Source organism: Cupriavidus sp. 05L411, from assembly GCF_056398045.1.
The window spans coordinates 1-13,783 of record NZ_JBFTOQ010000024.1 but is presented as its reverse complement, the minus strand read 5'-3'; the positions used below and the strand labels follow the sequence as shown (position 1 = coordinate 13,783).

Sequence of the window (13,783 nt, the reverse complement as noted above, 5' to 3'; positions counted from 1 at the left end):
GCCGGCTTTTGTCTACTGTGGCTGATTAGCGCGCGCCTCACATTCCAAGTTGAACAGCGATCACTTTAAGAGGGGTCATGGTTGTGGTTGCGGCACCGGCAGGGTAAAGGAGAAGGCCGCGCCGGGACCCGCCGGATGCTGGCCGCTCTGCGCCTCGGTGCGCACGGGAGACTCGGCCCATATGGTGCCGCCATGCGCTTCGACGATCGATCGGCAAATCGACAGGCCCATGCCCAGCCCTTGCTCGCGCGTGGTGTAGAACGCCTCGAACAGCTTGTCCAGCTTTCCCGCGTCGATACCCGGGCCGGTATCCTCCACGCGCAACAGTACCTGGCCTTCGGCTGGCGCCGCCGTGATGACACGAAGGTGACGGCGCCCCGGGCGGCGGCATGACATTGCCTGGATGGCATTGACGAGCAGGTTGATGACCACCTGCTGCAACTGGATGCGGTCGCCGAGCACTTGCGGCAGCCCGGCCACGCAGTCCTGGGCAATGACGATGGCGTGAGCCTCGGCCTGGTGCTTCACCATGGCTACGGTCTCGGCCACAAGGTCGCTCAGCTGCAACGGCAAGCGACGAGACTCCCCCTTGCGCGCGAGCGCCCGGATGCGCCGGATCACCTCGCTTGCACGCAGTCCTTCCGCGATCATGTTCTCCACCGCATGACGCGCCTCATCGAGATTGGGCTCAGGACGGTTGATCCAGCGCAGGCACGCGCCGCCATAAGTGACGATGCCAGTCAGCGGCTGATTGACCTCGTGTGCGATCGATGCCGCCAGCTCGCCAAGCGTGGTAACACGGGAGACGTGCGCCAGTTCGGCTTGTGCCCGCTGGCGCTCCTGGTTCTGGCGGAGCAGCTCGGCATACAGCCTGGCATTCTCCAGCGAGATGGCCGCCTGGGAGGCCAGCATGGCCAGCAGGTTGATTCGCCGACCGGTGAACAACGCATCCGCCAGATTATTCTCCAGGTAGAGCACGCCGATCAGCGCGGCCTGCTTTGCCAACGCCAGGCAGGCCACCGAGCGCACGCTGCGCGCCTGGACGTCCGGATCCTGCCCGAACTTCGCATGCGTCCTGGCATTGTCGAGGACGAAATCCGCGCGGGTCGCGAGCGCCGCGTCGACGATGGCACGGGGATAGGGCACGGTACCGGCCGGATCCAGGTCGACCACAATGCCGGATTGCTCGGTGCGGGCTTGCGCGGCCAAGCGCAGTGCACCGTCCTGCCGGAGAAACAGCAGCGCCCTCTGCGCGGCCGCCTGCTGAAGGGTGGTTGTCAGCAGGGTGTTGATCAGGCGGTCGAGCTGTATCTCGCCGGCCAGCGCCTGCGTCGCCCTGATGGTGGTGTCGAGGTCCAGCTGGGAGGCCGGGCCGATATAAGTAGCGGGCTGAAGGGCCGCCGCGTCGGCCTGCTCGATCGCCGCGCGGCCCGTGTCCAGATCCGTGCCGTCATGGGCGCGAGCGCGCGCCTCCAGCTTGCGCACCTGGCCGTCAGCGCCCCAGTTGCCATAGGCATCACGTGCCTTGCGCAGGTAAGCCATTGCCGGCGCCGCCAGGCCCTGTTCGAAACAGCAGCGCGCGCAAAGATCGTAGGCCAGGGCCTCGTCATGAACCTGGTCCCGCTCTCTCGCCTGGCGGGCCGCTTGTTCGTACTGCCGCATGGCCTGCAAGGGATCCCGCGCCATGCGCAAGGCTTCGGCCGACAGGATGCCCGCGCGCGCGCCGAAGTTGGCGGGATTCTCCCGTGCCCAGGCGCTCAGCTGGTCGTGATGGCGCTTGAACGCCGCCGCGTGCGCGCTGCCAGGCACGTGGCCCGATGTGTGGCCGGGTGCGTGGCCCGGGAATGCCGGCGCCCAGGCCAGCGTGAGCGCCGCGAAAAAATGATAGTCCGCGATCTCCAGGAAATACGGAGCGGTCCAAAGCAGCGGCTCCGCCTTGCCCGCCGCGTCCAGCGCCCCCCGATAGTCGTCCGCGGCGAAGCAGGCCTGCAGCTTGCGAATCCAGTAGCAGCAGGCGGCGACGGCGAGGCGGGGGTCGGCCTGCAGTCTTGCCTCGGCTTCCGGCGGCCCCGGCTCGCTGGCGTCCAGCGCCATCCAGCCCGCGGCCCTGCCCCGCAGCACCGCAACATACCTGGATTGCGCGCTGAGGATATCGACGACCCGTCCCAGGCCCAGCGAGCGGGCGAAAGCCAGGCCAGCCTCGATCTTCGCCTCCACGTCGGCCAGCGGCTCTGCGCAAGCCAGCAGATGGGTCACCAGCTGGTTGCGGCTGTAGGCAGCGAAATTGAAATCCCCCGTCTGCCGGCCTTCTTCGAAACTGCGCTCGATCAGTTCGCGCCCACCGCGGATGGGCTGGGTCCACGGCAGCAGCAACGCGCCAAAGCACATATGGACCTTGGCGCGAAAGCGGCCCATGCCCTCCTGCGCGACCAGCGCCAGGCCGGCCTGGCCCAGGCGATAGCCCAGCCCGTAGTCGCCACGGCGCGGCCCGATCGTCATGCCAAGGTGAACGTAGGCAATGCAGGAGGCTTCGTCGTTGCCATGCTCCAGGCTGATGAGCACCATCCAGAGCGGTATCAGGTCGCGCAGGTTCCGGTCCATGAACGACGCGGGCGACATCACCTCGGCCAGGACGCTAAGCGTGGCGCGCCACACCGGGCTATGCATGCGCGGCAAGCTGGCCAGCGACTCGACCGGCCGATCGCCCAGCAACGCAAGGAAGCGCTGGTACTCCTCCTCCACCTGCCCCCGCGCGCCGGGCCGGAAGTCCAGGCCCATCGTGCGGATGAACCCCAGCCCCAGCCGGACGGCGTGGTCGGACTGGTCAAGCGCCGTATGCACCGCCACTTGCAGCCGCGTGACCGCCGCCAGGTCATAGGGTGTCCGCGTCCTGGCGCTCAGGTCCAGCAAACTGGCCGCGGCAGCCCCAAGCCGGCCACCAACGAATTCGCACTCGGCGCGCCCCATCGCCAACGCCAGCGCTAATGCGTGATGGGTCTCCCATGCCCCGTCTGGCAGCCATCGCTCGCCGGCGGAAAAATAGGCATTGGCGCGTTCGTAGGCGGTTGTCTTCATCGCGCGACGTGCGGCCTCCAGGCTCAGTTGAGCAACCTGGAGCCGCTCGCCGCCATCGAGGTGGATGCCGACTGCGCGGTTGAACTGGTCAACCGCGCAGAAGATGCCGCCGTCGCGGCTGCCTTCGCTGTTGTCGCCGCTGTTGTCACCGCTGTTGTCACCGTGCTCCACCCGCTGCGCCAACCGGCGTCCAAGCCGCAGGTGCAAGGCCGGGCGATCGGCCGCCGGGATCAAGGCATAAGCTGCCTCCTGGACCCGTTCGTGGGCGAAGTGATAGCAGGCGCCGCGGACCACGATGCAGCCCCCCGCCACGGCTTCGGCCAACAGGCCGCCAAGGCGTGCCTCGCTGACATCCAGCGCCTGAGCCACTGTTGCCGCCGGCACCATGCTGCCCAGGCAAGACAGGGCCATCAGCAAGGCGCTTGTTTCTGGCGGCAGTCGCTGCAGGCCCTCGGCAAGCAAACCCGGCGCATCGCCCGGGATATCCGGCGAGTCAGGCAATGGAGCGCTTGCGACCAGATCCAGGCTGCCCTGGCTGCGCCACGCCTCCAGGCACCGCCGCAGTTCGCCGGCAAGCGCGCTCGCGCTGGGGTAGCGTTCCTCGGGCGCCTTGGCCAGCAACCGCATCACCATGGCCGACAACACTGGCGCAACGGCGTCGTTGCGCTCCGACGGCGCCACCGGCAGTCTCGCGAAATGGCTGTGCACCCAGCCGACCGGCTCGCTGGCTTCGAGCGGCAGGACACCCGTAAGCATCTGATACAGGATCACGCCCAGCGCGTAGAGGTCCGCCCGTGCGTCGACCGCCGACTCGCCCCTGGCGGCCTGCTCGGGCGCCATGTAGGCCAGGGTTCCAGCCAGCATCGGGGGTTGCGCGCCGGGCAAGGTGCCGGACGATGCGACGGTGGCAATGCCGAACCCGGTAATCCAGGCCCGTTCCCGGTTCGGTGCGACAAGGAGATGCGCCGGCTTGATGTCCCGGTGGACGATGCCGGATTCGTGCATGGCCGCGATTGCGGCGGACACGGCGATCGCGATTTCCAGGAAGGCATCCAGCTGAAACGGCTCGCCAAGCAATTGGGCCAGCGGCAAGCCTCCTTCGTCTTCCGCGAGCAGGGCCGGCCTGCGGTCATAGCGGATCAATGCCACCGGAACCGCAGCCCAATCGGATCGCAGCAGGTCCCGCAAGGTGTATTCGTGCTCGAGGCGCCGCCGTACGCCAGCCGCGCTGGCGGCCGGGCCGGCGAGCGAAAGCAGCACGGGCGCGCATCCGGCGGCAGTCCCGCGAAGCAGCGCGATCTCACCGTCCAGCAAATACTCGAGCTTGTAGCTGCGCAACGAATTCATCGGACCTGGGACAGCATCATGAAAGCTGGGAATCACAGAGTATATTGCGCCCAGGAGGGGCAATCCGTTGTGGAGGATGCGCCCGCCGGTGTCGCCGCCTCATACTTTGGTGTTACCCCTGGCCACGCCAGGCCTCGCCCGCGCGGGCCAGGCCCGGCCTGATAGCACGGTGAGGACGGTGCGGCCGGACCGCCCTCCCCTCCGCGCCCGGGGGGAATCCCTGACCGATGCCGACAATACCACCGTATGATTCCACTGAGTGCGACAGCGCGATATCCTCGAAGCAAGCGATGGGGGCCTCCGACCGCTTCGTCACCGCTCATGACAAAAGGAGGAATATCGTGTGATAGCTACCCCGGTGATCGCCATCGTCGACGACGATGCTGCTGTTCGACAAGCCCTGGGAAGCCTGCTCCGCTCCTTCAACATGAGCGTCGAGCTTTATGCGAGCGGGAACGACCTGCTTCAGTCAAACACCATCGATGCCATTTCCTGCCTGGTCGCCGACGTGCAGATGCCCGCGATGAACGGCTTCGCGCTTTGCGAACACCTGCGCGCACGCGGGCTTTCCACGCCGGTGATCTTCATGACGGCCTTCCCCGAGGAGCGCTACCGGCAACGCGCCGAGGCGATCGGCGCTGTCTGTTTTCTCAGCAAACCGTTCATGGAAGCTGACATCATCCGTTGCATCGGGAACGTGCTGGCGCGAAGCGCGAATTCCGGGCCGCAGCCAGGGGACTGAAGACGATGACCGAAAGCGTGATGCCCCTGGCACTCGGCATGCGCCACGAGCGGGTTGCCCTGGGCCTGAGCGGCTTCTTTGCCGCCGCCTCCATCCGGGCTGCCGACACGCTGCTGCCGGCCTTGTCTCGCGATTTTGGGATCTCCGCGGGAAAGACCGGTGTGGCGGTGACAAGCTTCATGCTTGCCTATGCCGCATTCCAGCTGATCTACGGGCCCCTGGCCGAGCGCTACGGCAAGCTGCGTGTCATCGCGGCCGCCTTGCTGGCCTGCGCCGTTGCCAATTTCAGCCTGTCGCTGGCGCCTGGCTTCGAATGGCTGGTGGTGCTGCGCGCCATGGCCGGTGCCGCAGCCGCGGGCGTCATCCCGATCTGCCTGGCGCGCCTCGGCGATACCGAACCACTGGTCTCGCGGCAGAGCCTGCTCGCGCGCTATTCGGTGGCCACGATTTGCGGACTGATGACCGGCCAATGGGTATCCGGACTCGTCGCCGATGCGCTGGGCTGGCGTGCCGCCTTCGCGCTGCTGGCAGCCGGCTTTGCCTGCGTGGCCGCGATCCTGGCCAGCCTGGCACGCCGCGATGAAACTGCCGGCTATTGGCAGCGCGGGGCACCCGGCCCACGGCCAGGGCCAGCAACCCTGCTGAAATCCGCGTGGGTGCGCCGGGTACTCGGCATGACCTTGCTGCTGGGCTTGCTCTGCCCGAGCGTGTTCGCCTTTGTGCCGACCTACCTCAAGCTCCGCTTTGCCTTGTCCCTGGCAGCGGCCGGCGCCATCACGTCGATGCACGGCATAGGCGGACTGCTGTATGCCGGCTTCGCGCCGGTGCTGATTCGCAGGATGGGACGGCAGCGCCTGGCCAGGCTGGCGGCCACGCTGCTTGGCGCGGGGATGGCCTGCATTGCGCTTGGGCAACACTGGCTCTGGATCGCCGCAGGGTGCCTGTGCGCGGGCTGTGGCTACTACATCGTCCTGAATGCAATGCAAACCGCCGCCACGCAGATGGCACCTTCGCAACGCGCGAACGCCGTCGCCTTGTTTGCGTTCTGCCTGTTCGCCGGCCAGGGCCTTGGCGTGCTGCTGGCCGCGCGCCTGGTGGACACGGCCGGCATTCCGGCCTTGTTCGCCATCAGCGGCGTGCTCGTGATCCTGCTGATCCTGGCGCTGTCCAGGCAACTGCTGCCGCGCCTGGACGCCACCCCGCCCTGATCCGGCGCAGGGGTGGTCAGCTGCCGTCCGGTGCTGCCAGGTGGCGCACGACGGGCGGCGCGGCACCGCGGTGAAAACCATGCACGCGCGTCTGGATCAGTTTGTCGTTCATGGTGTGGCGCTCGTGCTGGCGCAGATGCTCCAGCCACGACTCCACCAGGAAGGTCTCGATAAAGCGTCCGGGCGCGGCCAGGTCTTCGTAGACACCCCAGGACAGCGCACCGCTGCGACGACGAATCCGGCGCATCTCCTGCACGGCCTTGGCAAACGCTGCCGCATCCTCGCGCGCAACCTCGTACTCCACGCAGATCATCACCGGCCCACGGTCGTGAGCCACGTCCAGTTCACCCGGGTGCAGAAAACCTGAAGGCGCCAGGTCCAGTTCCGGCGAGATGCCCAGTCGCCACCGCAGCGCGGTGGCGCATGCAAGGACCAGCCCCGCTGCCGCCAGCACCAGGGCGACGGGAATGCCCAGCAGCGCGGCGGTCTTGCCCCATAGCGCGCTCCCCGCGGTCATGGCGCCGAAGAACACGGTCAGGTAGGCCGCCAGCGCGCGTGCCTTGACCCAGCCCGCGGCGCTGCGCTGGGCGGCCACATTGAGCGTGGACAGTACCGCGATCCAAGCCAGCCCGGCAAACAACAGTGCGGCTGCCAGCAGCCAGAAATGCCGCACATAGGCCAGCGCGAGCAAGCTCAGCGCGAACAGCAAGCTTGCCAGCACCACCATGCGATCGGCGGAGACCCGGCTGCGCAGCTTGGGGAGCACAAGGGCGCCACCGACGGCGCCCAGGCCGATGCTGGCCAGCAGCAAGCCATATCCGCCCGGACCGAGGCCCAGTTCCCGCCGGGCCACCAGCGGGAGCAGCGCCCAGCCGGCACTGCCGAAGAGAAAGAACGCGACCGCCCTGACCAGCACGACCCGCAGCAGCGGCGCGGCCTCCACGTACCGCAGGCCGGCACGCACGGCCGAAAGGAAATGCTCGGACGGCAGGTTCCGCCGGGCGGGCTCGGCCTTCCACCGGTACAGCACCAGCGTCACGCCGAGCACCGACAGCGCGTTGAGCAGAAAGACCACCGCGGGCCCGGAGAACGACAGGATCAAGCCGCCCAGCGCGGGGCCGATCGCACGGCTGATGTTGATCCCCAGGGAGTTCAGCGCAATGGCCGGCGGCAAGTCCGCCTTGTCGACCAGGTCCGGCACGATGGCCTGGAACGGCGGCGAGCTCATCGCCGCGCCGGTGCTCAGCAAAAATGCAGCAAGCAGCAGCACATGGGCGTTGACCAGGCCGGTAAGCGCAAGCACGCCCAGCGTGGTCGCCACGGCCAGTGTCCAAAGCTGCGCGAAGATCAGGTACTTGCGCCGGTCGACGATATCGGCCAGCACCCCGGACGGCAGGGCGAACAGGAACATCGGCAGGCTGCCCGCTGCCTGCACCAGGGCGACCATCAGGGGATCGGGATCGAGCGACGTCATCAGCCAGCTGGCACCCACGTCGTTCATCCAGGTGCCCACATTGGACGCCACCGTGGCGATCCATAGCATCCGGAAAGTGCGGTGCCGCAGCGGGCTCCACGGCGAGCCGGCAGCACCGGCGCTGCCGCGCTCGGCGGCAGGCGTGCCGGCAGTGCCGGCTTGAGAGTCATTCATGGCTTGGTCGCAAGTTGCTCAGGCACTGACGGTGGTAATGCCAACAGTGGCACAGCCGCATTGTGTGGAGCACAGCGAGCGCCGTCTACCCATACCAAGGGACAATTGTTTTGTGCCTCGGCACCGGCTAGCATCGGCGCCGACGCATTGGCCTTGCGCCCAGCGCGTCAGGCGTGAACCCTGCGGCGCCAGTTGCCGGGAGAGACGCCGACCGCTTGCGAGAACACGCGGGTGAAATGGCTTTGATCGGAGAAGCCACAAGCCACGGCCACTTCCGCCAGGGAGAGTCCTGATTCGCGCAGGAGCCCGCGGGCGCGCTCCAGGCGCTGGGCCGCCAGCCACTGATAGGGTGTCTGGCCAGTCGTATCCCGGAAGGCACGGGTGAAATGGCTACGCGACAGGTTGCAGGCGTCGGCGACGTCCGCAATGGACAGATCGCCATCGATCTTGGCGATCAGCATTTCCTTGGCCGTCGCCACGCTGCGTTGCGACAGCAACCGGTTTGTCTTGGGCGTCGCGACGGATCCATTCCCATAGTGCTCGACGAGATAGGTCCCGATGGTGAAGCCCAGCTGATCGACGAACAGCTTGCTGGCCATCCCGGGGTGGCTCAGCGCCGGCGCCGCCGCCTGGGCGAGATGCGCCAGTACCTGGTCTTGCTCTCCCGCCGCGCTGCGCAGCCCCAGGATGCGCGAGCGGCCTAGTTCCGCGCTGGTGCGTTCGATAAAGGTGCGGGAAATCTCCAGCAGGATGAAATCGAAATAACCATAGAAATCGGCTTTATAGTCTTCAAAGAAATTCCGGATATAGATGGAGTTCCTTTCAAATTCGTGGGTGCTCGCGCGGCGCTCATGAAACACCCGGCGGCGATGTCCCGTGCACAGCGAAACCCCCACCAGAAAGCCACGATTCGACGCCGAAGTGATAACCTGGCTCGCCTTCTCGCCTGGCGAGCTTTTGCGGAAAAACTGGATCTCGCTGCCGGCGAGCTTCTGATCCTTGGAGAGCTTTTCCGCGGCGCACCCGAATGCGTCAATCGATACAGGGGCTGCGAGCGAGATGGAGGCATTGGCGTTGACGGACATGATCTCACACGGGAATAAACCACCACCATGAAAACCCACGCCGCGGCAGCAGCGGCCGACCAAGAATAGCAGAGCTTGCATGCAGCTCGCGTGAAACCTTGGATGGTGAAGGTCGAGTGACGCAAGCGCCTGTTGCCTGCTGAAAACCAAGGGCGCGCGATGCCTTCTGTATAATTGAGGCTCTTTCAGGCAATTCTTCCGCATCAAGTGGCGTGCCAATCACGCGGCATCGCCAATAGTCCGACGGACTATAGAGCACACGCCGGCAAGATCGCCCCCAGGCGCTCCGATCGACTCCCATCGCGATCGCCGCGCGGCCGCCCAACATCCTGATCGTCGCCCGCCGGTCATCGACCGTCTGACGAGCCGTGGCAATCCACGCGAACCTGCGCGATTGCCGGCCCGGCAAGCCGATCAGTAAGGATCTATCTCTTTCTATGAGCAAACTCCCCAGGCTCGTGCTGAGCCTTGTGCTGGTTGCGCTATTGCACCTGATCCCCACCGCGCTCCCGGCCGCAGCCGCCGACACCACCTTGAATGCGGATGCGCCCGCCGCCAGGCCGCCATCGCGCGCGGATGCCGTTGCCGAGCTGAAACGGCTCCAGACCGAGCAGGACCGCATCAAGCAACTGGCGTCGTCGCCCACCAGCGGCACGCAGCTCGAAGGGCTGGATGACGCCATCCACCAGTTGGCAGGCGACGTCGACAAGCTGAACGCGGCGCTCACGCCCCAGCGTGCGCAGTTGCAGGCACAGCTCGACGTGCTCGGGCCGCCACCCGCCGCCGGCACCACACCGGAGGCAGCTGCAGTCGCGCAGCAGCGGGCAGACCTGAACGCGCGCAAGGCGCAACTGGACAGCGGACTGAAGCAAGCGGCCGAGGTCAAGGGCAATGTGACCAACCTGACCGAGCAGATCGCCAAGCTGCAGCGCAGCCGATTGAAGAACCAGCTCGCGCTGCGCTCGGCCAGCATTCTCAGCACGGCATTCTGGGAGCCGTTGTTCGCGCCAAGCCAGGAGGACCAGCAGCGGCTAAACGCGTTCAAGGGGCAAGTTACCCCGTTGTGGGACCTGGCCTGGCAGCCCGGGCGACAGGCGATCACCGCCCTGCTTCTGCTGCTTGCGATCGGCGTCTGGACCATCGGCCGACGGCTGATCGAGCGGGCGCTGGCATGGTTCTGCCTGACGCGCTTGCCCGAGAGCCGGCTGCGGCGCAGCGCGCTCGCGCTTGCCACGGTACTCGCGACGGTTGCGGCGACCGCCATCGCGGTACAGGTCGTGTGTTTTGCTTTCGCCCCGCACTACGATCTGCCAGCTCAGGTGCAGGACCTGATCAGCGAACTTGGCAAGCTGACGCTGACAAGCGCACTGATCGCGGGCCTGGGACGGGCATTGCTGTGCACGCGCCATCCCTCATGGCGCGTGCCTGCACTCGCCGACAAGGTCGCGCTGGCGATGCGTCCGTTCCCTAGTGTCCTCGCGGGCCTGCTGCTGATCGCCGGCACACTCGAGCAACTCAACCGGACCGCGGACACAAGCCTGCAGGTGACCTTGCTAGGCCGCGGCCTGGTGTCGCTTGTGGTGGTGCTGACGATCGGCGCGGCGCTGCTGCGCGCCAACCGCGTGCGCACGAAGCTGGCCGCGGCGGGCGAGCGGCCTGAAGCGCGCTCCACCTTCGCCGGCCTGATCCACGCTGGCGTAACGGTGACGGTCGTCGCCTCGCTGATGGCGCTGCTGATCGGCTACATTACGTTCGCGCGCTTCCTGACCTACGAGCTTGTCTGGATCGACATCGTCCTGTGCAGCCTGTACCTGTTGACGCAACTGACCCGCGACGTCTGCGAAAGCGTGTTCAGCGCGCACCATCCAAGCGGCAAGGTCATCAAGCAGTTGTTCGGACTCGGGGACAGCCATCTCGCGCAGGCGTCGACGGTGCTCTCGGGGATCGGCACCAGCCTGTTGCTCCTGGTGGCCGTCATCGCGCTGCTGACCGGCGGCTTCGGCACCACGCCGAGCGACCTGCTCAACAGCCTGCTGACGATGCTCGGCGGCGAGCGGCTGCGCAGCCTCAACATCATGCCCGACCGCATCCTGAACGCGGTCATCGCGCTCTCGGTCGGCACCTACCTGCTGCGCTCGGTGCGGCGCTGGCTGGACGCGGAACTCCTGCCGCAGGTCTGCATGGAAGCGGGCCTGCGCGCATCGCTCATCACGCTGTTCAGCAACATCGGCTATGTGCTGATCGTATTGCTGACGCTGTCGCTGCTGGGCGTCAGATGGGAAAACCTGGCCTGGATCGTCAGCGCGCTGTCCGTGGGCATTGGCTTCGGCCTGCAGGAGATCGTCAAGAATTTCGTGTCGGGGCTCATCCTGCTGACCGAGCGGCCGGTGAAGGTCGGCGACATGGTGAGCATCGGCGGCGTGGAAGGCGACATCAAGCGCATCAACGTGCGCGCGACGGAGATCCTGCTGGGCGACCGCTCGACCGTGATCGTGCCCAACTCGCAGCTGATCTCGCAGAACCTGCGCAACGTGACGATGAGCAACAGCACGCAAGGCGTCGCGACGCTGCTGCTCACCTTCCCGTTGAACATCGATCCCGAGCAGGTGCGCGAACTGCTGCTCGACTCCTATCGGGAAAATGAAGCGATTCTCGACAAGCCCGCGCCATCCGTCACGTTCAGCCAGCTGGCGCCGAACGGGATCACGCTTAGCGTGACGGGCTACGTAGGCAGCCCGCGGATCGCCACCGCGACCAAGAGCGACCTGCTGTTCGAGATACTGAAGCGGCTGCGCGCGGCCGATATCTCGCTGTCGGTCCCGCAGACCTTGCGGGTGGAGAATATGGCCGCGCTTGGCGCGTAACGCGTCCGGCCTCTTACGGGGTCACCAGCGCCACCGCGTCCTGTACGCCATGTGCACGCCTGGCGCCCATGGCCTGCTGCACCACATCGCCGATCATGTCCGCGGTGACCGCCGACAGCGTCCATCCCAGGTGGCCGTGGCCGGTGTTGTAGAACACGCAGGACGCACGGCCCCGGCCCACGCGCGGCAGCATGGTAGGCATCATCGGCCGCAGTCCGGCCCAGGGCACCACGCTGCGCGTGCTGACACCGGGGAAGCACTGGTTGACCCACTCCACCAGCGGACGGATGCGGTCAGCGCGGATGTCGCGGTTGTAGCCGTTGAACTCCGCCGTGCCCGCCACGCGGAAGCGGTCAACGCCCAGGCGGCTGGTGACCAGCTTGGTCTCGTCGTCGAGCAGGCTCACGACGGGCGCGGCCGCCTGGCTTTGCGCGTCGTTCAGGTTGACTGTGATCGAATAGCCCTTGACCGGATAGATGTTGACGCGATCGCCAAGGCTGGCCGCCAGCGCCCGGCTGGCGGTGCCGGCACAGACGACCACGCCGTCGAACACGCGCGATTCGGCCTGCTGGCCGTCGCTGCTGACGATGGTGACCTGCCGGCCATCGGTGCTGACCGACTGGACATCCTGGTTGTACAGGCAACGCACGCCCAGGCGGTCGATGGCTGCGGCCATGCCGCTGGTGAACTTGTGGATGTCGCCAGTGGAGTCGCTCTGGGTGAAATAGCCACCGTAGTACTGCCCGGCCAGGGTCGGCTCGATGGCGCGCATGTCTTCCGGCGTGACGGCGTGGCGCTCCAGCCCGCCCTCGGCCAGCAGCTTCGACACCCTGCCTGCATGCTCGAAGCCCGCCTTGTCGCGATAGATATGGAGGATGCCTTCCTTCTTCAGGTCGAAATCGATGCCTTCGGCCGCCGCCCAGGAGAACAGGTGGTCGCGCGCGGCAATCGCCAGGCGCGTGGTCTCGATGGTGTTCTTTCGGTAGTGGGGAATGGCGGCGATGAACTCGGCGAACCAGGACAGCTTGTGCCAGCTCGGGCGCGGGTTGACCAGCAGCGGCGCATCGCTCTTGAGCATCCACTTGATGCCCTTGAGGATGGTGGACCAGTGTGTCCAGACTTCGGCGTTGGAAGCGGAAAGCTGGCCGCCGTTGGCGAACGAGGTTTCCATGGCGGCATAGCGGTGTTTTTCGAGCAGGGTGACCGAGAAACCGCGTTTGGCGAGCGCGTAGGCAGTGGTCACGCCGGTGATGCCACCACCGATAACGGCAATTGATTTCATCTCTATGGTTCCAGGACGTCGGATGGGAGCCTCTTGCGCAGCATGCGCAAAAGACGCCCCCTCTGTCCTTGACCTGAGAGATTCACGATACGCCACTTTGGGGGTGGCGGGGATCGCTTGCTCCTTCGGTACCGCCGGCTGACGAGCGCCGGGGTTCTTCAGAGTTCAAACGTGATACCGGTCCTTTTGCCTGAGAGTTTCCGGGGCGGTTGCTCCTTCGGCGCTGCCCGGCGCATGGCCAGGCAGTCTCTCCCGATATCAACTTTGCATGATGCCGCCGGGCAATACCAGGTGACATGGCTCGGAACTTTAGCACTAGTCTGACTGCCTGGGGAATTTCCCTGCGGGTTCAGGCTGGGAATATCAGCGGGCCGGAACCGGGGCGATCGACGCGTGCGGCGTGGCGGTGCGCTGCGCGGCCTTGTGCACCATGGTGTAGGCGTAGTCCACGCCCATGCCGTAGGCACCCGAGTGTTCCTTGACCAGCTTCATCACGGCGTCATAGCTGTCGCCACGGCGTCATAGCTGTCGC

Annotated in this window: 7 protein-coding genes, 1 pseudogene and 1 riboswitch; of the genes and pseudogenes, 3 read left to right on the top strand and 5 right to left on the bottom strand. The window is 66.4% G+C overall.

Annotated elements, in window-relative coordinates:
* Positions 1 to 75 precede the first annotated feature (75 nt).
* Positions 76 to 4,422: an ATP-binding protein gene (locus AC1DQR_RS24895; RefSeq protein WP_477133978.1), complete on the bottom strand. Its 4,347-nt coding sequence runs from the start codon at positions 4,420 to 4,422 to the stop codon at positions 76 to 78.
* A gap of 343 nt (positions 4,423 to 4,765) precedes the next feature.
* Here AC1DQR_RS24895 and AC1DQR_RS24890 point away from each other — a divergent pair, with 343 nt between their 5' ends.
* Both AC1DQR_RS24890 and AC1DQR_RS24885 read left to right on the top strand, forming a co-directional pair.
* The gene (locus AC1DQR_RS24890) at positions 4,766 to 5,164 is read left to right on the top strand and encodes a response regulator transcription factor (protein WP_477133977.1); all 399 of its coding nucleotides are present in this window, start codon (positions 4,766 to 4,768) and stop codon (positions 5,162 to 5,164) included.
* A gap of 20 nt (positions 5,165 to 5,184) precedes the next feature.
* Entirely contained in the window at positions 5,185 to 6,372 is a 1,188-nt protein-coding gene (locus AC1DQR_RS24885; protein WP_416051903.1) for an MFS transporter, read from the top strand.
* A gap of 16 nt (positions 6,373 to 6,388) precedes the next feature.
* Here the strand turns inward: AC1DQR_RS24885 and AC1DQR_RS24880 are convergent, their stop codons facing one another.
* Positions 6,389 to 8,020: an MFS transporter gene (locus AC1DQR_RS24880; RefSeq protein ID WP_477133976.1), complete on the bottom strand. Its 1,632-nt coding sequence runs from the start codon at positions 8,018 to 8,020 to the stop codon at positions 6,389 to 6,391.
* 167 nt (positions 8,021 to 8,187) lie between these two features.
* On the bottom strand, positions 8,188 to 9,186 hold the full coding sequence (locus AC1DQR_RS24875) for a helix-turn-helix domain-containing protein (RefSeq protein ID WP_416051901.1): 999 nt from the start codon (positions 9,184 to 9,186) through the stop codon (positions 8,188 to 8,190).
* A 356-nt stretch (positions 9,187 to 9,542) separates the two neighbouring features.
* Here AC1DQR_RS24875 and AC1DQR_RS24870 point away from each other — a divergent pair, with 356 nt between their 5' ends.
* Entirely contained in the window at positions 9,543 to 11,969 is a 2,427-nt protein-coding gene (locus tag AC1DQR_RS24870; protein ID WP_416051900.1) for a DUF3772 domain-containing protein, read from the top strand.
* Between the two features lie 13 nt (positions 11,970 to 11,982).
* On the opposite strand, the gene AC1DQR_RS24865 is transcribed toward AC1DQR_RS24870, so the two are convergent.
* On the bottom strand, positions 11,983 to 13,251 hold the full coding sequence (locus AC1DQR_RS24865; RefSeq protein ID WP_416051899.1) for a D-amino acid dehydrogenase: 1,269 nt from the start codon (positions 13,249 to 13,251) through the stop codon (positions 11,983 to 11,985).
* A 168-nt stretch (positions 13,252 to 13,419) separates the two neighbouring features.
* Positions 13,420 to 13,516, bottom strand: a riboswitch (glycine riboswitch).
* A gap of 98 nt (positions 13,517 to 13,614) precedes the next feature.
* A pseudogene (locus AC1DQR_RS24860) lies at positions 13,615 to 13,761 on the bottom strand (hydrolase); the annotation flags it as partial.
* Between the last annotated feature and the right edge of the window lie 22 nt (positions 13,762 to 13,783).